The sequence below is a fragment of the Terrabacter sp. C0L_2 genome (genome assembly GCF_036352015.1).
GTDB lineage: Bacteria > Actinomycetota > Actinomycetes > Actinomycetales > Dermatophilaceae > Terrabacter > Terrabacter tumescens.
Genome location: NZ_CP143557.1, coordinates 2,254,389 through 2,274,440, shown reverse-complemented (window position 1 = coordinate 2,274,440; position 20,052 = coordinate 2,254,389). Strand labels below are relative to the sequence as shown.

The window sequence follows — 20,052 nt, the reverse complement described above, 5'->3', positions numbered from 1 at the left end:
TCCCGGGCGTATGCCGGGTGGCCGGCCACCCGGCATACGCCCCCTCCCCGACCGTCGAGGCCACGACGTGCCCCTCGGGACACGTCCAGAGGCCACGTCCTGGGTACGGACGTGGCCTCTCGACTGCGCCGAGGGGGCCAGACGTGGCCTCTCGACGGTTTCAGCGCTGGGGTGGCCGGGCGGGCGTGGTCACTCCCACTCGATGGTGCCCGGCGGCTTGCTCGTGACGTCGAGCACGACCCGGTTGACCTCTTCGACCTCGTTGGTGATGCGCGTCGAGATCGTCGCGAGCACGTCGTAGGGCACGCGGGCCCAGTCGGCGGTCATGGCGTCCTCGGAGGCCACCGGACGCAGCACGACCGGGTGGCCGTAGGTGCGGCCGTCGCCCTGGACGCCGACCGAGCGGACGTCGGCGAGCAGCACGACGGGGCACTGCCAGATGTCGCGGTCGAGCCCCGCGCGGGTCAGCTCCTCGCGGGCGATGGCGTCGGCGCGGCGCAGGATCGCGAGCCGCTCGGCGTCGACCGCACCGATGATGCGGATGCCGAGGCCGGGGCCGGGGAACGGCTGGCGCCACACGATGACCTCGGGGACCCCGAGCTCGAGACCCACCTGGCGCACCTCGTCCTTGAAGAGGGTGCGCAGGGGCTCGATGAGCGAGAACTGGAGGTCGTCGGGCAGGCCGCCGACGTTGTGGTGGCTCTTGATGTTGGCCGCGCCCTCGCCGCCGCCGGACTCGACGACGTCGGGGTAGAGCGTGCCCTGGACGAGCCACTTGACGGGGTGCTCCTCGTCGCCGCGGTCGTGGACGACGTCGCGCGCCGCCTGCTCGAAGACGCGGATGAACTGCTCGCCGATGATCTTGCGCTTGGTCTCGGGGTCGGTGACGCCGGCGAGCGCCTCGAGGAAGCGCTCGCGCGCGTCGATGACGACGAGGTCGACGCCGGTCGCCTCGACGAAGTCGGTCTCGACCTGCTCGGCCTCACCCTCCCGCAGCAGGCCGTGGTCGACGAAGACACAGGTCAGCTGGTCGCCGATCGCCTTCTGCACCAAGGCTGCCGCGACGGACGAGTCGACGCCGCCGGAGAGGGCGCAGAGGACGCGGTCCTCGCCGACCTGCTCGCGGATCGACTCGACGAGGTCCTCGACGACGTGGCCGGGCGTCCAGTCGGGCGTGATGCCGGCGCCCTTCCAGAGGAAGTTCTCGAGCACCCGCTGGCCCTGCTCGGAGTGCAGCACCTCGGGGTGCCACTGCACGCCGTAGAGCCGGCGCTCGTCGTCCTCGAAGGCGGCGACGGGCGTGCCGGCGGTCGTCGCGGTGACGGCGAAGCCCTCGGGGGCGGCGCTGACGGAGTCGCCGTGCGACATCCAGACGGTCTGGCTCGGCGGCTGTCCGTCGAAGAGCGTGGACTCGACGTCGCTGATGGCTGCGTCGGTCTTGCCGTACTCGCGGGCGCCGGTGCGGGCCACGGTGCCACCGAGGGCCTGGGCCATCGACTGGAAGCCGTAGCACATGCCGAAGACGGGGACGCCGGCCTCGAGCAGGGCCGGGTCGAGGCGCGGGGCGCCGTCCTCGTAGACCGAGCTCGGCCCGCCGGACAGGATGATGGCCGCCGGCTGCTTGGCGAGGATGTCGGCCGCCGCCATCGAGTGCGGCACGACCTCGCTGTAGACCTGGGCCTCGCGCACGCGGCGGGCGATCAGCTGGGCGTACTGCGCGCCGAAGTCGACGACGAGGACGGGGTGGCTCTGCAGGTCGGTCGGGTGCGCTTCGCTCACGGGCGCAAGCCTAACGGCCCGACGGGCGCTCCTCGGACGGCGTCCCGTCGCCCGCGACGTAGGCGCGCGAGAGCAGCGCCTCGGTCTCGGCGGTGTTGCGGCGCTCGGCGATCCACGGCACGACGGGCACGAAGCCGGCGAGGAGGTTCTTGACGATGCGGACCGGGCCCCACGCGGCCTTGAGGCCCAGGTTGGCGACGGACACGGCATACGCGAAGTAGATGATCCCGTGGATCGGGCTCCAGTACTCCGTCAGCACGTTGGTCTGCTTGAAGCCGTACTTCATGACCATCTCGAGGATGAGCACGAACAGCGCGATGCCGGCGATGATCGCGAGGACGCGGTAGGTCGACAGGGCCGAGCGGATCTGCTGCGGCTTGGCCAGGGTCTGGGGATACGTGCTCACGTCGTGACGCCTTCTCTCGGTGCGGCGACGGGCTCGCCCGCCTGCTGCTCTGCTCGGAACATCTTCCACCACATCCAGATCGCGAAGATCCCGAAGACCCACCACTGCACGGCGTAGGCGGCGTTGCGCAGGTTGAGCGGGGCGTCGAGGTCCGGAGGGGGCACGCGGGTCAGGCCGTCGGCCGGGCCGGTGGACTCGGCCGACGCCAGCACGACGACGTTGTAGAGGTCGCCCGGCCACTCGTTGACGAGCGAGGCCAGGTCGATGGAGCGCACCTGGGGTGCGGGCAGCGGGGCGCCGTCCCTCGGGGACTCCCCCGGGCCGAGCGTGCCGGTGACGGTGACGACGCCGGCCGGCGGCTGTGGCACGGAGGCGGGGGTGCCGTCGACGAAGCCGCGCAGCACCGGCACGGTGCCGCCCTGCGTCTCGAGCGGCGTCACCACCCACGACCCGACCCGGCCGTCCAGCCTGCGGTCGACGACGAGCAGGGTGCGCTCGGCGGCATACGTGCCCGTGACGGTGACGGCACGGTTGGAGTAGTCGGCCTGGAAGTCGCTGTGCGGCTTGGTCACCTGCTGCAGCGGCGCGCGCTCGAGCGTGGACGCGGCAGCCACGGCGTCCTGGCGCCCGGAGTCGCGGGCCACGCCGAGCTGCCACAGGCCGAGCAGGACGCACGCGGCGACGACCACGACCAGGCCGGCGAACATGCCGACCCAGCGAGGGGTGAGCAGGCGCCGGAACACGCCCCAAGGGTAGGTCACCTCGCTGGCGCCGACCTGACCCGGGGCGGCCACCCGTGCCAGAATCCTTCGCCATGTCACCGATGCCGCCGCCGCGCCACCGCCGATCAGGTATGCCGTGTCGCTCCGTCGTCGTCCTCGCCTCCGTCGCCGTGGCGTGCCTGCTCGCCTCCTGCGGAGCCACCGACATCCCCGCCCCACGGCGCACCGTGACGGTCACCGTCGACGCGCCTGCCGCATCGTCCGGTGGCGCCCCGGCGACGAGCACCCCGGCGCCGACGGCGAGCCCCACCTCCGCGGCCGTGCCGACGGTCCTCGCGGTCGGCAAGCAGCGCGGGGCGCCGAAGTCCTTCGCCGAGGCCAAGGGCCGGATCGACGCGGCGAAGCCGGCGGCGTCCGGTGGCGGCGCCTTCCGCAGCCCGTCGGGCAACATCGTGTGCCGGCGCGGCGCGGGTCCTGCCGTCTCGTGCGAGGTGCGGGAGGGTCGGATCAAGCCGCCGCTGCCCACCATCTGCCCGGAGGGCGGCGCGAAGGACATCGGCCGCATCGAGCTGGGGGCGGCTGGGGCGCGGCCGGTCTGCAACACCGACACCATCCGGACGGGTTCGGAGCCCGCGCTCGGTTACGGCTCGCGCACCCAGCCGTCGGGCACGACGGCCTGCCTGAGCGAGAAGACCGGCATGACGTGCATCGACGAGGCGGGGCGACACGGCTTCTTCCTCGCCCGCAACAGCTTCGTCACCTTCTGACGCGCTGAGGCGCATACCAATTCTGACGCGCTGAGGCGCATACCAAGGCAAACGCACCAAGACGGGGCGAATCAGCCGAACCCCCGGATCACGAATCGATAACGGTGATGGTACGAAACGGCCACGGAGGACCACCGAGGTCTTGACTGCGAAAGTCGCGCCTCGGGGGCGCAGCGCAAGAATCAGCGGCGGGTGCGGCATCCCACAGGAAACTCACACTTCTAGGGACGGTCCTCGTGAGGCAATCACTCCACTCCGGGCGTCGCAGGCTCATCGGCCTGCTCGCCACGGGAGCCCTCGTCACCGGCGCCGTAGCGGCGTCCCCGGTGCAGGCGGCTCCCAGCGTCGGCAAGACCAAGGCCGACAACGCAGCATCGGGCAAGACCCGCAACGACAACCTGCGCTCGCCACTGGCGGTCAAGCAGGACGCCATGCGCCAGAAGGCGCTCGAGAAGCGCCTCAAGGGCGACGCCAGCGCCCAGGGCAAGGTCGCCAAGCTCGGCAAGGGACAGCACGTCCAGCTCGAGCGCGAGGGGACCGACAAGATCTTCGTCGTCATCGTCGAGTTCGGCGACCAGCAGTACCCCAACCCGATCTTCCAGGGGCCTCCGCCGGACGGCAGCGCCACCGACGTGACCGGCCCGCGCCACAACGAGATCCCGGCCCCCAACCGCGCCGTCGACAACTCGACGCTGTGGCAGAAGGACTACAACCGGGCGCACTACCAGGACATGTACTTCAACCGGATGGCGAAGTACTACGAGCGCCAGTCCTCCGGCCGCTACTCGGTCGAGGGCGACGTCACCGAGTGGGTCAAGGTCCCGTTCAACGAGGCGCTCTACGGCCGCAACTACTGCGGCAGCATCGTCTGCAACACCTCGACGGCGCTCGTGCGTGACGCCCTCGCGGTCTGGGTCGACGCGCAGCTGAAGGCCGGCAAGACGATGGCCGAGGTGCAGACGTACCTCAAGACGTTCGACCAGCAGGACCGCTACGACATCGACGGCGACGGCAACTTCAACGAGCCCGACGGCGTCATCGACCACTTCCAGATCGTCCACGCGGGCGGCGACGAGGCGGCCGGCGACCCCAACCAGGGCACCGACGCCATCTGGAGCCACCGCTCGTTCGCAGCCGTGCAGGGTGGCGGTCCCCTGGGGGCCGGCGTCAACGTCGGCAGCAACACGGGTCTGGTCTCGAGCTCGCTCGTGCCCAACAACCCGACTGGCGTCTGGGTCGGTGACTACACGATGCAGCCCGAGAACGGCGGCCTCGGTGTCTTCGCGCACGAGTTCGGCCACGACCTCGGCCTGCCCGACCTCTACGACACCTCCGGCAACACCGGTGGCGCGGAGAACAACACGGCGTTCTGGACCCTCATGAGCTCCGGCGCCAACATCGGCGACGGCGGCACCGACGGGATCGGCGACGACCCGACCGACCTCGGCGCCTTCGAGCTCTTTCAGCTCGGCTGGCTGCAGCCGCAGGGCAAGCAGGGGCCGTTCTATGACGTCGCGCGCGCCGGCAAGCGCTCGTCGCACACCATCGGCTCCAACGTCCCGGCGACGAAGCAGAGCCAGGCCCTCTTCACCGTCCTGCCGGACAAGATGGTGCCTCTCGAGCTGGGCGACCCCTACGAGGGCTCGAAGATGTACTACAGCGACGCGGCCGACGACCTCGACACGACGATGACGAAGTCGGTGACCCTGCCGGCCGGCACGGTCGGCCTCGCGGCCAAGGCGCGCTACAACATCGAGGAGGACTGGGACTACGCCTACCTGCGCGTCTCGGCCGACGGCGGCGCCACGTGGACGCAGGTGCCGACGAGCCTGTCGCGCACGACCGACCCGAACGGCAACAACCTCGGCCAGGGCATCACCGGCGTCAAGGCGTCGTGGACCGACCTCACGGCGGACCTCTCGCCGTGGGCGGGCAAGACCGTGCAGGTCCAGTTCCGCTACAAGGCCGACGGCGCACAGGTCGGGCAGCCCGGGGTGGACACCCCGCCGCCGGGCCTCCAGGTCGACGCCATCGCCATCACCGGCCAGCCGCTCGACGGGGCCGAGGCCGCAGCCGGCTGGACGTTCAGCCCGGCCGACGGCAGCGGCTTCCGGGCCACGGAGGGATCGGTGGAGCGGGCCTTCTTCAACGCGTACATCGCCGAGAACCGCCAGTACGACGGCTACGACACGTCCCTGAAGACGGCCTACAACTTCGGGTTCCCGACGAAGCCGGACATGGTCGAGAGCTACCCGTACCAGAACGGGCTGCTCATCAGCTACTGGGACAGCTCGCAGAACGACAACAACGTCGGCGACCACCCCGGCTCCGGCCTCGTCCTGCCGGTCGACGCCCACCCGGAGTTCACGCACTGGTCCAACGGCACGCTGATGCGCAACCGGATCCTGTCCTACGACTCGACCTTCGGACTCGAGCGCACCGACGCGATCACGCTGCACAACCCGGCCGACGGCACCACGGGCACCGTCGCGAGCAAGCCGGCCCAGCCGGTCTTCGACGACACGAGGACGTGGTGGTTCAACAGCGACCAGCACGGCGCGACCGGCACCCACCCGGGCCGCTACCAGCCCGGCTGGTACTCCGTCGACGTGCCCAAGACGGGCACGACGATCCGCGTCGTCGGCACCTCGAAGCAGGGCAACTCGCTCAACGTCCTCGTCGCCCCGAAGTGACGCGAACGGCCTGACGCACGAGGGGCCCCGTCGACCACTGGTCGGCGGGGCCCTTCGCTGCACCTAGAATCGGGGCACGACCTGAACCGATGTGGACCGAGCTCAACTCACCCGACGACCGAAGGGCCGCCGTGGCGCAACTCCTGCTCCTGCACCTGCTCGCCGCCGCCCTCGCGCCGTGGCTGGCCAAGGTCCTGCGCACGAAGGCCTTCCCGGTCCTGGCCCTCGCACCCGCGGTCTCGTTCGCCTGGCTCGTGTCGGTCTCGAACGACGTGCGCTCGGGCAACCTTCCGACACAACGGATCTCGTGGGTGCCCGGCCTCGGCATCGACCTCGACTTCCGGGTCACGACCCTCTCCTGGGTGCTCGGGCTGCTCGTCACCGGGGTCGGGGCCCTCGTGCTGCTCTACTGCACGTGGTACTTCAGCGACCGTGACCCGACGCTGTGGCGCTTCACGTCGGTCTTCACCGCGTTCGCCGGCGCGATGCTCGGACTCGTCCTGACCGACAACCTCCTCGTGCTCTACGTCTTCTGGGAGCTGACGACGGTCTTCTCCTACCTGCTCATCGGCCACAACCCGGCGAGCTCCACGAACCGGCGCGCAGCGATGCAGGCGCTCATCGTCACGACCTTCGGCGGCCTGGCGATGCTCGTCGGCATCATCGCGCTGGGCGTGCACCACAGCTACTCGATCTCCGTGCTGCTCGCCGACCCGCCTCCGCTCGACGCCGTCACGGTGGCCGCGGTCGTCCTGCTCCTCGTCGGCGCCCTGAGCAAGTCGGCGCTCGTGCCCTTCCACTTCTGGCTGCCGGGCGCCATGGCTGCACCGACGCCAGTCAGCGCCTACCTGCACGCCGCCGCGATGGTCAAGGCCGGCATCTACCTCGTCGCGCTGCTCGCCCCCGCCTTCGCCGGCGCGCCGGCCTGGCACGCGCTGACGGTCGGGCTCGGCCTCTTCACGATGCTCGTCGGCGGCTGGCGGGCGCTGCGCCAGCACGACATCAAGCTGCTCCTCGCCTACGGCACCGTCAGCCAGCTCGGCTTCATCGTCGCCATCGCGGGCCTCGGCACCAAGACGTCGGCGCTGTCGGCGCTTGCCCTCGTCATCGCGCACGCGCTCTTCAAGTCGACGCTCTTCCTCACCGTCGGCGTCGTCGACAAGTGCACCGGCACGCGCGACCTGCGTGAGCTCTCGGGCGTCGGGCGCCGCCTGCTGCCCGTCGCGGTGCCGGCGACGCTCGCCGGGCTCTCGATGGCCGGCATCATCCCCCTCGCGGGCTTCGTGTCCAAGGAGAGCGCGCTCGAGTCGCTCTGGCAGGACGTCCAGACCTCCGCCCCGCTCCCCGCGCCGTGGAGCTGGCTCGCGATCATCGGCGTCGTCGCCGGGTCGGCCCTCACCGTCGCCTACACGGCGCGCTTCCTCTGGGGCGCCTTCGCGGCGAAGCCGGGCGTGGCCCCGACCCCCGTCAAGGCGGCCCACCCGGGCTTCGTCCTCGCGCCCGTGCTGCTCGGCGTCGCGAGCCTGCTGCTCGGCCTGCTCGCGCCGCTCGAGTCACCGTGGCTCATGCCGTATGCCGTGGGCTTCCCGGTCGGGAGCGAGCCGCAGACGCTCGCGCTGTGGCACGGAGTCACGGTCCCGCTGCTGCTCTCCCTCGTGTCCGTGGCCGTCGGTCTCGTGCTCTTCGCACAGCGCGACCTCGTCTCGCGGGTGCAGTCCGGCGTGCCGGCCCTCGTGGACGGCGAGCGCGGCTTCGCCCGCACCCTGCGGTGGGTCGACCGCGGCGCCGTCGAGACGACCGCCGTCACCCAGCGCGGCTCGCTGCCCATCTACCTCGCCGCCATCCTCATCGTCTTCGTCGCGCTGCCGGGGGCGGCCGCCGTCACGCGCGGCACGTTCCCCCAGGTGCGGCTCTGGGACAACGCCGGCCAGGCGGTCGTCGGGATCGTCATCGTCGCCGCGGCCGTGCTCGTGCTCGTCACCCGCCGCCGCCTCACCGCCGTCATGCTCGTCGGCGCCACGGGCTACGGCGTCGCGCTGCTCTTCATCCTGCACGGCGCACCGGACCTCGCCATCACGCAGATGCTCGTCGAGACCGTCTCGCTCGTCGTCTTCGTCCTCGCCCTGCGCCGGCTGCCGACGAAGTTCACGCGGCACCCGCACTCACCGTCGCGCACCTGGCGCATCGTGCTCGGTGCGGCCGTCGGGGCGTCGGTGGGGGCCATCGCCCTCGTCGCGTCCGGTGGGCGCAACAGCGAGCCCGTGTCGGCCGGGTTCCCCACGGAGGCCTACGCGTTCGGCCACGGCAAGAACATCGTCAACGTCACGCTCGTCGACATCCGCGCGTGGGACACCCTCGGCGAGGTGTCGGTGCTCGTGGCGGCCGCGACCGGCATCGCGAGCCTCATCTTCGTGCGCACCCGCAACACCCGGCTCTCGCGGGCCACGGCCAAGTCGCTCCCGTCGACGAGCCCGGGCCGCGGCACGTGGCTGCACGGCGGCCGCACGATGCGCACCGAGAAGCGCTCGGTCATCTTCGAGGTCGTCACCCGCCTCGTCTTCCACATCATGCTCGCTGCGTCCCTCTTCCTGCTCTTCGCCGGGCACAACCAGCCGGGTGGCGGCTTCGCGGGTGGGCTCGTCGCCGGCCTCGCCCTCGTCGTGCGCTACCTCGCCGGCGGCCGCTACGAGCTCGACGAGGCAGCGCCGTTCGACGCCGGCCTCCTCGTCGGCATCGGGCTGCTCGTCGCCGTCGGGTCGGCGCTCGCACCACTCGCGTTCGGCGGCACCATCCTCGAGACGACGACAGTCGACTTCACCCTGCCGCCGTGGGGCGAGGTGCACGTCGTGACCTCGCTCGCCTTCGACATCGGCGTCTACCTCATCGTCGTCGGCATGATGCTCGACATCGTGCGCAGCCTCGGCACCGGCATCGACCGGCAGATCGCCGAGGAGGCCGAAGCCGCGGACGACGAGGACGACGCGCAGGACGACGCGGGTGTCGATGCCAGTGCCGAAGCCGCCGGCGCGCAGGAAGGGGTCCGGTCGTGACCGCCCTCGCCCCCACGCTCATCGAGTCGAGCCTGCAGCCGAACATCACCCTCGTGCTCGTCACCGTCGGACTCGTCGCCACCGGCACGGCGCTCGCGCTCGACCGCAGCCTCGTGCGCGTCCTGCTCGGCATGGTCCTCATCGGCAACGGCATCGCCGTGCTCTACCTCGTCATCAGCGGACGCGCCGGGCGGGCACCCTTCGTCGGTGAGGACCCGGCCGCGATCAGCGACCCGCTCCCCCAGGCCATGGTGCTGACCGCGATCGTCATCTCGCTCGCGACCATCGGCTTCCTGCTCGCCCTGTCCTACCGCCTCTGGCAGATCTCCGGGACCGACGACGTCCCCGACGACGCCGAGGACGCCCGTATCCAGCGCCTCGCCCTCGAGGACCAGACCTCGTCCACCTACGACCCGTCCGAGGAGTCGACGACGACGTCCGACGAGCTCGCGGCCGATGACGGGAGCCCCGGAGCGCCATGAGTCCCAACGCCTTCCCCGTGCCCGACCTCGTGCCCCTGCCGGTGCTGCTGCCGCTGCTCGGTGCCGCCCTCACCCTCGCCTTCCGCCGGTCGCCGAGGCTGCAGCGCAGCGTCAGCATCGCGGTGCTCGCCGCGGTGGTCGCCGTGGCCGGGATCCTCGTGTGGCAGACCGACGTCAACGGCCCGCAGGTGCTGTGGCTCGGCGCCTGGCAGGAGCCCCTCGGCATCTCGCTCGTGGCCGACCGGCTCAGCGCCCTCATGCTCCTCGTCTCGAGCATCGTCACCCTGCTCGTGCTCGTCTTCGCCATCGGCCAGGGCCAGGCCGACAGCGACGACGAGACCGAGAGCGAGACGCCGCTGACGATCTTTCACCCGACCTACCTCGTGCTGGCCGCCGGCGTCTCCAACGCCTTCCTCGCCGGCGACCTCTTCAACCTCTTCGTCGGCTTCGAGATCCTGCTCTTCAGCTCCTACGTCCTCATCACCCTCGGCGGATCCGCCGCGCGCATCCACGCCGGCACGACCTACGTCGTCGTCAGCCTGCTCAGCTCCGCGCTGTTCCTCGTCGGCATCGCCGCGGTGTATGCCGCGACGGGCACCGTCAACCTCGCCCAGCTCGCGATCCGCATCGGCGACCTCCCGTCCGGCGTCGCGCTCGTGCTCCAGCTCTCGTTGCTCACGGCCTTCGCCATCAAGGCCGCCGTCTTCCCCCTGTCGGCGTGGCTGCCCGACAGCTACCCGACGGCTCCCGCGCCGGTGACGGCCGTCTTCGCGGGCCTGCTGACGAAGGTCGGCGTCTACGCGATCATCCGCACCCAGACGCTTCTCTTCCCCGACTCCCCGCTGCAGGGCCTGCTCATGTGGGCCGCCCTGCTGACCATGGTCATCGGCATCCTCGGCGCCGTGTCGCAGTCGGGCCTGAAGAGGATCCTGTCGTTCACGCTCGTCAGCCACATCGGCTACATGATCTTCGGCATCGCGCTCGCCACCCCGGAGGGCACCGCCGGCGCCATCTTCTACGTCGCCCACCACATCACGATCCAGACCGCGCTCTTCCTCATCACCGGCCTCGTCGAGCGCCTCGCCGGCACGACCTCGCTCGACCGGCTGGGCGGTCTCGCCGTCGCCTCCCCCGTGCTCGCGACGCTCTTCTTCGTCTCGGCGATGAACCTCTCGGGCATCCCGCCGCTGTCGGGCTTCCTCGCCAAGGTCGGGCTGCTCCACGCCGGCATCGAGCTCGGCACGCCGCTCGCGTGGCTGCTCGTCGTCGGCGGCATCGTCACGAGCCTGCTGACGCTCTACGCCCTGACCAAGGTCTGGAGCCAGGCCTTCTGGCGCACCCTCGCCGACGCGCCACGCTCGTCCGAGACGGCTGCCGCCCCACAGGAGGGCGCCCTCGTCGGCGCGCGCGGGACCACCTCTGGGACCGCCACCCAGTCCGGACCCGAGACCGGTCCCGCGGGCGCCGTGCTCGTCGACGCGAACCCCCGTACCCTGCCCCGCACGATGCTCGGCGCGACGGCCGCCATGACCCTCGTCGGCCTGCTCATCACCGTCGTCGCCGGACCGCTCTTCGCCTACACGCAGCGGGCCGCTACCGACCTCACGAGCCGCGAGCCCTACGTCACGAGCGTCCTGCCCGTGGAGGTGCGCCGGTGAGCGACGTCCGCATGACGACCGCCCCGCGCGGGCCGGCCACCCCGCGCCGCCGGCGGCGGGTCCTGCAGCCACGCGCCGTCGTGACGATCGCGCTCGCCTGGGTGCTGCTGGGGGACCGGGTCACGTGGGGCAACGTCGTCAACGGCGTCCTCATCGGGCTGCTCGTCACCTATGCCTTCCCGCTGCCCTCGATCGAGTTCCAGGGTCGACTGCGCCCGCACCGGTTGCTGCTCCTCATCGGTCACTTCCTCGTCGACCTCGTCGCCTCCTCGTGGCAGGTGATGCGCCTCGCCTTCGGCCGGCGCCGCCCCCGCAACGCCGTCATCGAGGTGCAGCTGCGCTCACGCTCGGACTTCTACCTCACCATCACGGCCGAGCTCGTCGCGCTCGTGCCCGGGTCCGTCGTCATCGACGCGCGCCGCTCGACCTCCGTGCTCTACCTCCACCTGCTCGACGTCGAGCGCGAGGGCGCGATCGAGACCCAGCGCGCCCACGTCCTCGCCATCGAGCGACGCGTCGTGCGTGTTCTGGGCTCGCGCGAGGAGATCGCGGCCCTCGAGTCCGGGGGCGCGTGGCCCACCCCGAGCTCCGGCGCGACCCCCTCGACTCGCCCCGGCACGACCGACGAGGAGGACCTCGCATGACCGTCGTCCTCGGCATCTCGCTCGCCATGCTCGGCGTCGCGGCCGCGCTCGTGCTCGTGCGCCTCTACCGGGGCCCGAGCAACCTCGACCGCATCGTCGCCGCCGACATCCTGCTGGTCATCGTCATCGCGGGGGTGGCCCTCGAGTCGGCGCGTCAGCGCACGACGACCTACCTGCCGCTCCTGATGATCCTCGGGCTCGTTGGGTTCGTCGGCGGCGTGGCCGTCACCCGCTTCCTCTCCCGCGACTCCGACGAGCCGCAGGGCGTGCTGCGCGAGCAGCCCCTCCCCGCAACCACGCCCGAGCCCGACGGGCCGGACGGGCCGGAAGCCCAGCAGGACCGACGAGCGGAGGACCCGTCATGAGCTGGACCTCGCTGCTCGACGTCGCCGGGGCCGTCTGCCTCCTGCTCGGCTCGTTCCTCTGCCTCGCCGGAGCCATCGGCCTCGTCCGCTTCCCCGACACGCTCTCGCGGCTGCACGCCGCGACCAAGCCGCAGACCCTCGGGCTCATCCTCATCCTCGCCGGCCTCGCCCTGACGCTGCGCACCTGGGCGGCCGTCACGACGCTCGTGCTGCTGGCGGCGACGCAGTTCTTCACCTCCCCCGTCTCGGCGCACCTCGTCGGCCGGGCCGCCTACCGCAACCGGTGCGTCGACGTCGACACCCTCGTCGTCGACGAGCTGTCCGACGCCCTCGAGCGCGCCGAAGGAGCCGACGAGGACCGGGCGCGCTGACGGGACCCGGCCACCCGGCATACCCGGGCGCCGTTTGACCTCAAGGCGACTCGAGCTCCTGGCGTCTGCGACGTGACCCCGACGGAAAATGGCGTGAGGCGCCGTCCTGCCGAACGTACGATGAACCAAGTGATCTCGCTGCCCCTGGCTGACCCAGGCACCCCCGACCTGACCAGCCCGACGGCCTACCTCCGGTGGGTCGGCAAGGGTCAGTGGCGCACCCTCGTGATCGCCATCGCCTTCGGCATCGTGTGGCTCGTCAGCCAGGCGCTCTTCCCCGCCGCGATGGGCAAGGCCATCGACGAGGGCATCATCGGCGGCGACGCCGGCTCGCTCCTGCTGTGGTGCGGCATCCTCATCGGGCTCGTCGTCGTCAGCGCGGCGTCGGGCGCCATGCGGCACAAGTACGCCGTGACGAACTGGATGACGGGCGCCTTCCGCTCGGCCCAGCTGATCGGTCACAAGGCCGCCGACACCGGCGAGGCCCTGACGCGCGCCGTCCCGACCGGCGACGTCGTCGCGACCGTCAGCTCGGACGCGATGCGCATCGGCGGGCTCTACGACGTGTCAGCGCGATTCGCGGGCGCCGTCGTGTCCTACGTCGTCGTCGCGCTCATCCTGCTCGGTGCCTCGACGCCCCTCGGTCTCGTCGTGCTCATCGGCGTGCCGGTGCTCGTCGCGTGCCTCACCTTCATCGTCCGACCGCTCCAGGCGCGCCAGCTCGCCCAGCGCGAGGAGTCCGGCAAGCTCATCGGCCTCGGGGCCGACACCGTCGCCGGCCTGCGCGTGCTGCGCGGCATCGGCGGTGAGCACACCTTCCTGACGAGGTATGCCGTGCAGTCGCAGTCCGTGCGCCGGGTGGGCAACCGGGTCGCCGGCTACCAGGCGGCGCTCGACGCGGCGCAGGTGCTGCTGCCCGGCCTCTTCGTCCTCGTCGTCGTGTGGCTCGGTGCACGCTTCGCCATCGCGGGCGAGATCACCGCGGGGCAGCTCGTCGCGTTCTACGGCTACACCGCCTTCCTCGTCATCCCGCTGCGCACCGCGACCGAGATGGTCGATCGCGCGACCCGCGCCCACATCGGCGCCCGCAAGCTGACGAAGATCCTGCGCGTCGAGCCCGACCAGGTCGAGATGCCGGACGCCCAGCCGTTGCCGACGCAGCCTGCGCGCCTGCACGACCCGCGCAGCGGCGTCACCGTCGAGCCGGGCCGGTTCACGGTCGTCGTGTCGTCCCGGCCCGAGGAGTCCGCCGCGCTCGCCGACCGGCTCGGCCGCTTCGGCGCCGCCCCGACCGACGTCCGGCGCGACGGCACGCGCCTGGCCGACGCCTCCCTGGCCGAGGTGCGCCGCCGGGTCGTCGTGTCCGAGACCGACCCGCGCCTGTTCACCGGCACGCTGCGCGAGGAGCTCGACCCCTGGGGCGAGCACGACGACGCGTCGATCCTCGCGGCGCTGTCGGTCGCGAGCGGCGAGGACGTCCTCGAGGCGCTGCCCGGCGGCCTCGACAACGAGGTCGAGGAGCGCGGCCGCGCCTTCTCCGGTGGCCAGCGCCAGCGCCTCGCCCTGACCCGCGCCCTGCTGACCGGCGCCGACACCCTCGTGCTCGTCGAGCCGACGAGCGCCGTCGACGCCCACACCGAGGCCCGCATCGCCGAGCGGCTCACCGCCGCCCGGGCAGGACGCACCACCGTCGTCATGTCCGCGAGCCCGCTCATCCTCGACCAGGCCGACCACGTCGTCTTCCTGCGCGACGGGGCGGTCGCCGCGACCGGCACCCACGCCCGCCTGATGGCCGAAGAACCCGACTACCGACGCACCGTCGTCCGAGGAGAGGAGGACTGATGTCGCTGACACCAGCGCCGACCACGCGCACCCTGCCGGTGGCCGACACCGAGTCCGTGCGGGACCACACCCGTGGCCTGCTCCGCCGGCACCGTCGAAGCCTGCTCACCGTCGTCGGCCTGCACGCCGTGGCCGCGTGCGCCGCCCTCGTGGCCCCGCGCGTCATCGGCTTGCTCGTCGACGAGATCAGCCACGGCCGCTCGCTCGACGTCGTCAACCGCCTCGCGCTGTGGATCGCCGGCGCCGTCGTGGTCCAGACCGTCGTCACGTGGTTCGCCCGCCGCGCCTCGTTCGTCATGGGCGAGACGATCTTCGCCGAGCTGCGCGAGGAGTTCATGGGCCGCGTCGTCGAGCTGCCACTCTCGACCGTCGAGCGTGCCGGCACCGGCGACCTCGTCTCGCGCACGACGAACGACGTCGAGGCCCTCTCGCACGTCATCCGTTTCGGCATCCCGTCGATCTTCGTCGGGGCCGTGACGACGACGATCACCGTCGTGGCCGCCTTCCTCACCGGATGGCAGGTCGCCGTCGCGATCGTCGTCGGCGTGCCGATCCTCGTCGTCACGACCCGGCGCTACCTCAAGCACGCGCCCGACGGCTACCTCCGGGAGCGCGCCACGTACGCCGTCCTCAACGGGGTCGTCACCGAGTCGGCCGACGGCGCCCGCACCGTCGACGCCCTCGGCCTGCGCGGGCGTCGCCGTCGGCGCATGGACGACGCCCTCCGCGACTGCTACGACGCCGAGCTCTACACGCTCAAGCTGCGCATGCGGTGGTTCCCCTCGGTCGAGTTCGCCTTCTTCGCGCCCGTCGCGGTCACGCTGCTCTGGGGCGGCTTCCTCATCTCGCGCGACGTGGCGACCGCCGGCACGGTCACTGCCGTGGCGCTCTACGTCCAGCAGATGGCCGGCCCGCTCGACGAGCTCATCTCGTGGCTCGACGAGATCCAGGTCGGCGCGACGAGCCTCGCGCGCGTCATCGGCATCGCCGACGTGCCCGCGGACCGGGCGGCGACCGGCGAGGAGCCGGCGGACGACCACCTCGAGGTCGAGGACGTGCACTACTCCTACCGCGCCGGCCGCGACGTGCTGCGCGGCGTCTCGCTCGACCTGCGCCCCGGTGAGCGACTCGCCATCGTCGGCCCCTCGGGTGCCGGCAAGTCGACGCTCGGCCGGCTCATGGCCGGCATCGACGGACCCCGTGAGGGCCGCGTCGACGTCGGGGGTGTGCGCCTCGTCGACCTCGAGCTCGCCCAGCTGCGCGGGCAGGTCGCGCTCGTGACGCAGGAGCACCACGTCTTCGTCGGCTCGCTCGAGGACAACCTGCTCCTCGCCCGTCCCGGGGCCTCGCGCGAGCAGCTGCTCGACGCGCTGGGCGCCGTCGACGCCCGCGGCTGAGCTCTCGAGCTGCCCGACGGCCTCGACACCGTCGTCGGCTCGGGCGGCCACCGGCTCACCGAGCCGCAGGCGCAGCAGCTCGCGCTCGCCCGTCTCGTCCTCGCCGACCCGCACACCCTCGTGCTCGACGAGGCGACCTCGCTGCTCGACCCCCGCGCGGCCCGGCACCTCGAGCGCTCGCTGGCGGCCGTCGTCGAGGGACGCACCGTCGTCGCCATCGCGCACCGGCTCATGACGGCCCACGACGCCGACCGGGTCTGCGTCGTCGAGGACGGCCGGATCAGCGAGATCGGCTCGCACGAGGAGCTGCTCGCCTCCGACGGGGCCTATGCCGCTCTGTGGCGCTCCTGGCGCGACGAGCCCCAGCCCGCCCGCTGAGGAGCGCACGACACCGTCCCGGACGACTGTGACGACGGGGCCACTCGACCACCACGTCGAGTGGCCCCGTCGTCACACGCTCGGGCCCCGGGTCTCGACGACTTCGGCAAATAAATGGCAGATGCCGTAACCCCCCTCGGGCTGCCTCGTTGTCAGCGCGGTGCCGGGTCGTTTCTCGACCGGTTGCTGACCCGCACCGCCGGGTGGGGCCGTCTCTGAGGGGTGACGGCCTCACCCTCCCCCATCCGGACCGCCTGTTCGGCTTTGAGGTTTATGCCGGGTGCACTTCCGGTGCTCTGGGCCGCGACCCCCGCCGGGAGGTCGCGGCCTCGCTGCATCCCGGCCTCGGCGCGGTGCGTGACCGCGATGGCGGAGAGCCTTCTCCCGAATGGCGTGTCGGCGCGTCGATCGCGGGCAGCCGGGCTTGGGGATGCCGAGGCCATCGCCTGAAGTACGGGGCCGGCGAGCCGGGCTGTCCCTGCGATATGGAGGACGGAAGCACTCTTCCCGTCATGCCGATGACAGGATGTGCAGTTCTGGCTGCGCACGGTTTCATGCCAAGTGGTCTTGGCGGCCGGGCCTCTTGAGAGCTTGGCGTGTAGCGTGACGCCGACGCAGTAACAGCCGCGTCAGTCTTCGGGGGTGCAGGTGGAAGAGGGCAGATACGCCAAGTACGCATCGTTCCCGATTCAGATCCCTGCCGGAGAGCTGTATGACGGAGACGTCGTGCAGGACCCCTGTGGACGGTGCCTCACGGTCCTAGAGGCGTGGCATGGAGATGCCGGGGTGATCGCCCGATGCGCCCGCGGCGCATATCGGCTCAGCGATGCCGGCGGAGGCTTTGCCTGGAAGGGCCGAGTCCATGAGTATCAACCCCGCTCCACCCGCCTGCGCCTGACCGGCTCTCTCGAGACGGGCAAGCCGCTGCGGCTGGGCCACCTTCCCGGGCAGCCCCCAGAGTCACCGGCGTTCCTCGGCTGGTGGACGCCTGAGGTTGCTCCCGGCGACATGATCATCGCTGCCGACGGCTATCCGTACAGCATCAACGACGATGGTGATCTGGCCACGCCGTGGACCTGGACTGGCCCGTCGATACTGGCGGGGTGGCCAATCAGTACCCATCTCGGAAAGACAGCAATCCCTCAAAGTGGCTTCGTCGTCGTTAAGCCGCCGGAGGAACTGGCCACGACGTAGAGAGTTCGCGGCCATGCGTGCGCTTGACTGCGCTGGCCGGTCACCGTGGGCATCCGACCATGCCGCGTTCGGCTAGTATCTGAACTCGAGCAGGTGCTCGAACTCCTCTCTGCTGTCTACGCGCTCGACCGTCGGCCAGGGCGACTCTTCCCTGCGACCTTTCCAGGTCAGGTGCACCAAGAACACGTCGTCGCGGTCCTGGACCAGCACTTCATCCTGAGGCATCGCCTCGGCCACTACGGTCCACTTGCGACCCTGCAGCACGTGACCGTGACCGACCTCGCGAGCCAGCTCTGTCTCGAGCACCGCGGCACGCTCTGCCTCTGAGCGAAGATCCACCATGGGATCGACAAAGACGTACGTCTCGGTCCACGACATGGGCCCACCGTACTGACGCCGAGCCTCGAACGCAGATCGCACATCCTCATCTGCCGCGCTGAGGTCGAAGGCGTCGCCTGATTCAGTGTCCGAAGGGTCAGAGCCGATGTCCGTAACGCGTCATGGTGCGACAGACACCGACCAGTCAAGGGGCGCGCTCGGGTCGCCGCCCTCCCTTGGCGACACGATCAACCTGTCGATGGACACGGCGTGGCCCGCATCAGTCCACGTGACCGTGACGGTGTACATGACGTCCGAGATGTCACTGCGGGTGATGTTCACGTCGGTGACGTCTACCGGACGGCCGTCCACCTCGTTCAATCTTCTGGCCAGGAGGCCGGCGTTCCCGTCCAAGACGATGGCCATGGCGTCCCGATCGCCCTGCTCACGAGCGGACACGTAAAGGTCCACAGCGCGAATAGGGGTGTCAGCAGTGGGCGCGGGCCGGAGGGTGAGCACCAGCACCGCCAACAGACACCCGAGCAAGAAGAGCCCAAAGGCAAAGACCTTCCAACCGATGCGCCGAACCCGCCTTGGGGCCACGTCAACGACCATGCCTGAAGGTACCGCCCCAGTTGCCAACTTGATCGCCTCTCAGCTCGCCCATCAGGCGGGCTAGCCGCGTGCGGCCGACGCGCGCTCATGCCGCTCGTCGGACAACGCCCACAGCCGCGGACAGTGCGGCCGTGCCGATGGTAGGACGTTGCGATCCTGCCGATGAGCGCGCTTCGTCACGATGCGGTTTCGCCACCGAGCACGGGCGACTTCCGACCGTTGTTCAGCCCTATGTTTCGGGCATGTCCACGACTCGCAGGCTCGCCGCTAGCGCCCTCGTAGGACTCGCCGCTCTTCTCCTTTGCGGTTGCACGCCACGACCGCCCGGGCTCGTTGTTGTTGGCCGTGACAGTCACGGCACCGCCAGTGGAGCGATGGTGGGTTGCAGCGACCCTCCCGACCACGCCGTATTCGAGGCCACCGCGCAACTCCAGAAGAACACACCGGCCGGGACACAAGCGACATGGCAGTTCAAGCGCGAAGCGCTCCAGCGAGGGGTCCTCGTCACCTGGCCACTAATCGGGGGCACCAACCGCGACACCGTCCGCTCCCTGACAACATTGGATATCGCCCCAGAGGACGCGATGTCGCTCTACGTGCAAAGGGACCCCGAGGACGGCGCTTCCGGGATCGACTTCACGATGACTCAGGTCAACGAACTCCCGATCTCGCGGTTCCTCTACAGAGACTCAAACGACAAGCTTCGCCGCGGTACCGAGGCCGACGTGCTCAGCGCCGCCCACTGCTAGCGCTGAATATCAGACGACCACCATCCGGTCTGACCATCGCTGTAACGTCCGGAGATGCCGCTGAGCGAACATGCCGAAGCAGCGGACGTTGGGATCAGCCTCGTAGTGGTTCGGCTGGCCGCCCACTACTACAGATCGCCCGGCATGGCCGTCAACAGGCGCACCTCCAGCCGCGCAGCTGAGAACGACATGTGCAGCGCGTAGGTGAGGAGGTCGAAACCGTCGCCGGCGTCCCAAGAGAAGCCTGAGACTTGGCCGCAGTGCTTGGTATCCGAGAGAGCCTCCTCGTCGGTCTCCCAGACGGACAGCTCTACGGAGGAGAAGGCCATCTTCACCACCGGTGTTGCTTCAGCTCCGTATAGGGGCGCCGTTTTTGAGTCGTAGGCGAAGTAGAAGCGTCCTGTGGCATCAGGCAGGAGCGTCATACCGAGGAAGTCGGCGTCGTGCAGGTAGACGTGAACGCCGGAGTCGGTGAAGAACTCGTAAGGTCCGACGCCCGCGCGGATGCCCCGCCCGGACTCGGCTGACACACCAGCGAACTCGGCCACCCGACGGCTCGTCATGCTGCTCCCTCCGCTTCCTCCAGCAGATCGCAGGCTAACCGATGAGTCATCCGTATCTG

The 20,052-nt window shown here is 70.7% G+C and carries 17 protein-coding genes and 1 pseudogene; 12 read left to right on the top strand and 6 right to left on the bottom strand.

Annotated features, from left to right (window positions below; genetic code table 11):
* Window positions 1-189: 189 nt before the first annotated feature.
* The 3 genes from guaA to U5C87_RS10500 are packed head-to-tail and all read right to left on the bottom strand — an operon-like array spanning window position 190 to window position 2,928.
* The gene (gene guaA / locus U5C87_RS10510; RefSeq protein WP_330476515.1) at window positions 190-1,779 is read right to left on the bottom strand and encodes a glutamine-hydrolyzing GMP synthase; all 1,590 of its coding nucleotides are present in this window, start codon (window positions 1,777-1,779) and stop codon (window positions 190-192) included.
* A gap of 10 nt (window positions 1,780-1,789) precedes the next feature.
* Window positions 1,790-2,185: a DUF3817 domain-containing protein gene (locus U5C87_RS10505; protein WP_030196760.1), complete on the bottom strand. Its 396-nt coding sequence runs from the start codon at window positions 2,183-2,185 to the stop codon at window positions 1,790-1,792.
* Window positions 2,182-2,928: an SURF1 family protein gene (locus tag U5C87_RS10500; protein ID WP_330476514.1), complete on the bottom strand. Its 747-nt coding sequence runs from the start codon at window positions 2,926-2,928 to the stop codon at window positions 2,182-2,184. The genes U5C87_RS10505 and U5C87_RS10500 overlap by 4 nt, the downstream gene beginning before the upstream one ends.
* 71 nt (window positions 2,929-2,999) lie before the next feature.
* Here U5C87_RS10500 and U5C87_RS10495 point away from each other — a divergent pair, with 71 nt between their 5' ends.
* The 11 genes and pseudogenes from U5C87_RS10495 to U5C87_RS10445 all read left to right on the top strand — a co-directional run bounded on the left by U5C87_RS10495 (window position 3,000) and on the right by U5C87_RS10445 (window position 17,748).
* Window positions 3,000-3,674 (top strand): DUF6636 domain-containing protein, encoded by a 675-nt coding sequence (locus U5C87_RS10495; RefSeq protein ID WP_330476513.1) that lies wholly within the window; start codon window positions 3,000-3,002, stop codon window positions 3,672-3,674.
* 236 nt (window positions 3,675-3,910) lie between these two features.
* Window positions 3,911-6,367 carry an immune inhibitor A domain-containing protein gene (locus U5C87_RS10490; RefSeq protein WP_330476512.1) on the top strand — a complete coding sequence of 819 codons (2,457 nt, stop codon included), beginning with the start codon at window positions 3,911-3,913 and terminating at the stop codon, window positions 6,365-6,367.
* 89 nt (window positions 6,368-6,456) lie between these two features.
* Window positions 6,457-9,417 (top strand): Na+/H+ antiporter subunit A, encoded by a 2,961-nt coding sequence (locus U5C87_RS10485; RefSeq protein ID WP_330476511.1) that lies wholly within the window; start codon window positions 6,457-6,459, stop codon window positions 9,415-9,417.
* Window positions 9,414-9,899: an NADH-quinone oxidoreductase subunit K gene (locus U5C87_RS10480; protein ID WP_330476510.1), complete on the top strand. Its 486-nt coding sequence runs from the start codon at window positions 9,414-9,416 to the stop codon at window positions 9,897-9,899. The genes U5C87_RS10485 and U5C87_RS10480 overlap by 4 nt, the downstream gene beginning before the upstream one ends.
* Window positions 9,896-11,557: a Na+/H+ antiporter subunit D gene (locus tag U5C87_RS10475; protein WP_330476509.1), complete on the top strand. Its 1,662-nt coding sequence runs from the start codon at window positions 9,896-9,898 to the stop codon at window positions 11,555-11,557. The genes U5C87_RS10480 and U5C87_RS10475 overlap by 4 nt, the downstream gene beginning before the upstream one ends.
* Window positions 11,554-12,201, top strand: a complete 648-nt coding sequence (locus U5C87_RS10470) for a Na+/H+ antiporter subunit E (protein ID WP_330476508.1) — start codon at window positions 11,554-11,556, stop codon at window positions 12,199-12,201. Before U5C87_RS10475 ends, U5C87_RS10470 begins: the two co-directional genes overlap by 4 nt.
* Window positions 12,198-12,566 carry a monovalent cation/H+ antiporter complex subunit F gene (locus U5C87_RS10465; RefSeq protein WP_330476507.1) on the top strand — a complete coding sequence of 123 codons (369 nt, stop codon included), beginning with the start codon at window positions 12,198-12,200 and terminating at the stop codon, window positions 12,564-12,566. Before U5C87_RS10470 ends, U5C87_RS10465 begins: the two co-directional genes overlap by 4 nt.
* Window positions 12,563-12,937 carry a monovalent cation/H(+) antiporter subunit G gene (gene mnhG, locus U5C87_RS10460; protein ID WP_330476506.1) on the top strand — a complete coding sequence of 125 codons (375 nt, stop codon included), beginning with the start codon at window positions 12,563-12,565 and terminating at the stop codon, window positions 12,935-12,937. Before U5C87_RS10465 ends, mnhG begins: the two co-directional genes overlap by 4 nt.
* A gap of 129 nt (window positions 12,938-13,066) precedes the next feature.
* Window positions 13,067-14,779 (top strand): ABC transporter ATP-binding protein, encoded by a 1,713-nt coding sequence (locus U5C87_RS10455; RefSeq protein WP_330476505.1) that lies wholly within the window; start codon window positions 13,067-13,069, stop codon window positions 14,777-14,779.
* Window positions 14,779-16,554 (top strand): annotated as a pseudogene (locus tag U5C87_RS10450) (ABC transporter ATP-binding protein). The gene U5C87_RS10455 and the pseudogene U5C87_RS10450 overlap by 1 nt, the downstream one beginning before the upstream one ends.
* Before the next feature lie 642 nt (window positions 16,555-17,196).
* Window positions 17,197-17,748 carry a hypothetical protein gene (locus U5C87_RS10445; RefSeq protein ID WP_330476504.1) on the top strand — a complete coding sequence of 184 codons (552 nt, stop codon included), beginning with the start codon at window positions 17,197-17,199 and terminating at the stop codon, window positions 17,746-17,748.
* 72 nt (window positions 17,749-17,820) lie between these two features.
* Here the strand turns inward: U5C87_RS10445 and U5C87_RS10440 are convergent, their stop codons facing one another.
* Together U5C87_RS10440 and U5C87_RS10435 are read right to left on the bottom strand one after the other, a co-directional pair.
* Entirely contained in the window at window positions 17,821-18,126 is a 306-nt protein-coding gene (locus U5C87_RS10440) for a hypothetical protein (protein WP_330476503.1), read from the bottom strand.
* Between the two features lie 120 nt (window positions 18,127-18,246).
* Window positions 18,247-18,681: a hypothetical protein gene (locus U5C87_RS10435; protein ID WP_330476502.1), complete on the bottom strand. Its 435-nt coding sequence runs from the start codon at window positions 18,679-18,681 to the stop codon at window positions 18,247-18,249.
* Between the two features lie 242 nt (window positions 18,682-18,923).
* On the opposite strand from U5C87_RS10435, the gene U5C87_RS10430 reads away from it, so the two are divergent.
* Window positions 18,924-19,430 (top strand): hypothetical protein, encoded by a 507-nt coding sequence (locus U5C87_RS10430; protein WP_330476501.1) that lies wholly within the window; start codon window positions 18,924-18,926, stop codon window positions 19,428-19,430.
* Between the two features lie 128 nt (window positions 19,431-19,558).
* On the opposite strand, the gene U5C87_RS10425 is transcribed toward U5C87_RS10430, so the two are convergent.
* Complete coding sequence (locus U5C87_RS10425) at window positions 19,559-19,993, bottom strand: hypothetical protein (RefSeq protein WP_330476500.1); 435 nt, start codon at window positions 19,991-19,993, stop codon at window positions 19,559-19,561.
* Between the last annotated feature and the right edge of the window lie 59 nt (window positions 19,994-20,052).

Excerpts from the sequence above, each read along its gene's own strand:
- U5C87_RS10495 (WP_330476513.1), top strand. The coding sequence starts at position 3,000 with ATGTCACCGATGCCGCCGCCGCGCCACCGCCGATCAGGTATGCCGTGT.
- U5C87_RS10485 (WP_330476511.1), top strand. The coding sequence starts at position 6,457 with ATGTGGACCGAGCTCAACTCACCCGACGACCGAAGGGCCGCCGTGGCG.
- U5C87_RS10475 (WP_330476509.1), top strand. The coding sequence starts at position 9,896 with ATGAGTCCCAACGCCTTCCCCGTGCCCGACCTCGTGCCCCTGCCGGTG.
- U5C87_RS10465 (WP_330476507.1), top strand. The coding sequence starts at position 12,198 with ATGACCGTCGTCCTCGGCATCTCGCTCGCCATGCTCGGCGTCGCGGCC.
- mnhG (WP_330476506.1), top strand. The coding sequence starts at position 12,563 with ATGAGCTGGACCTCGCTGCTCGACGTCGCCGGGGCCGTCTGCCTCCTG.
- U5C87_RS10440 (WP_330476503.1), bottom strand. The coding sequence starts at position 18,126 with ATGTCGTGGACCGAGACGTACGTCTTTGTCGATCCCATGGTGGATCTT.
- U5C87_RS10435 (WP_330476502.1), bottom strand. The coding sequence starts at position 18,681 with ATGGTCGTTGACGTGGCCCCAAGGCGGGTTCGGCGCATCGGTTGGAAG.
- U5C87_RS10430 (WP_330476501.1), top strand. The coding sequence starts at position 18,924 with ATGTCCACGACTCGCAGGCTCGCCGCTAGCGCCCTCGTAGGACTCGCC.
- U5C87_RS10425 (WP_330476500.1), bottom strand. The coding sequence starts at position 19,993 with ATGACGAGCCGTCGGGTGGCCGAGTTCGCTGGTGTGTCAGCCGAGTCC.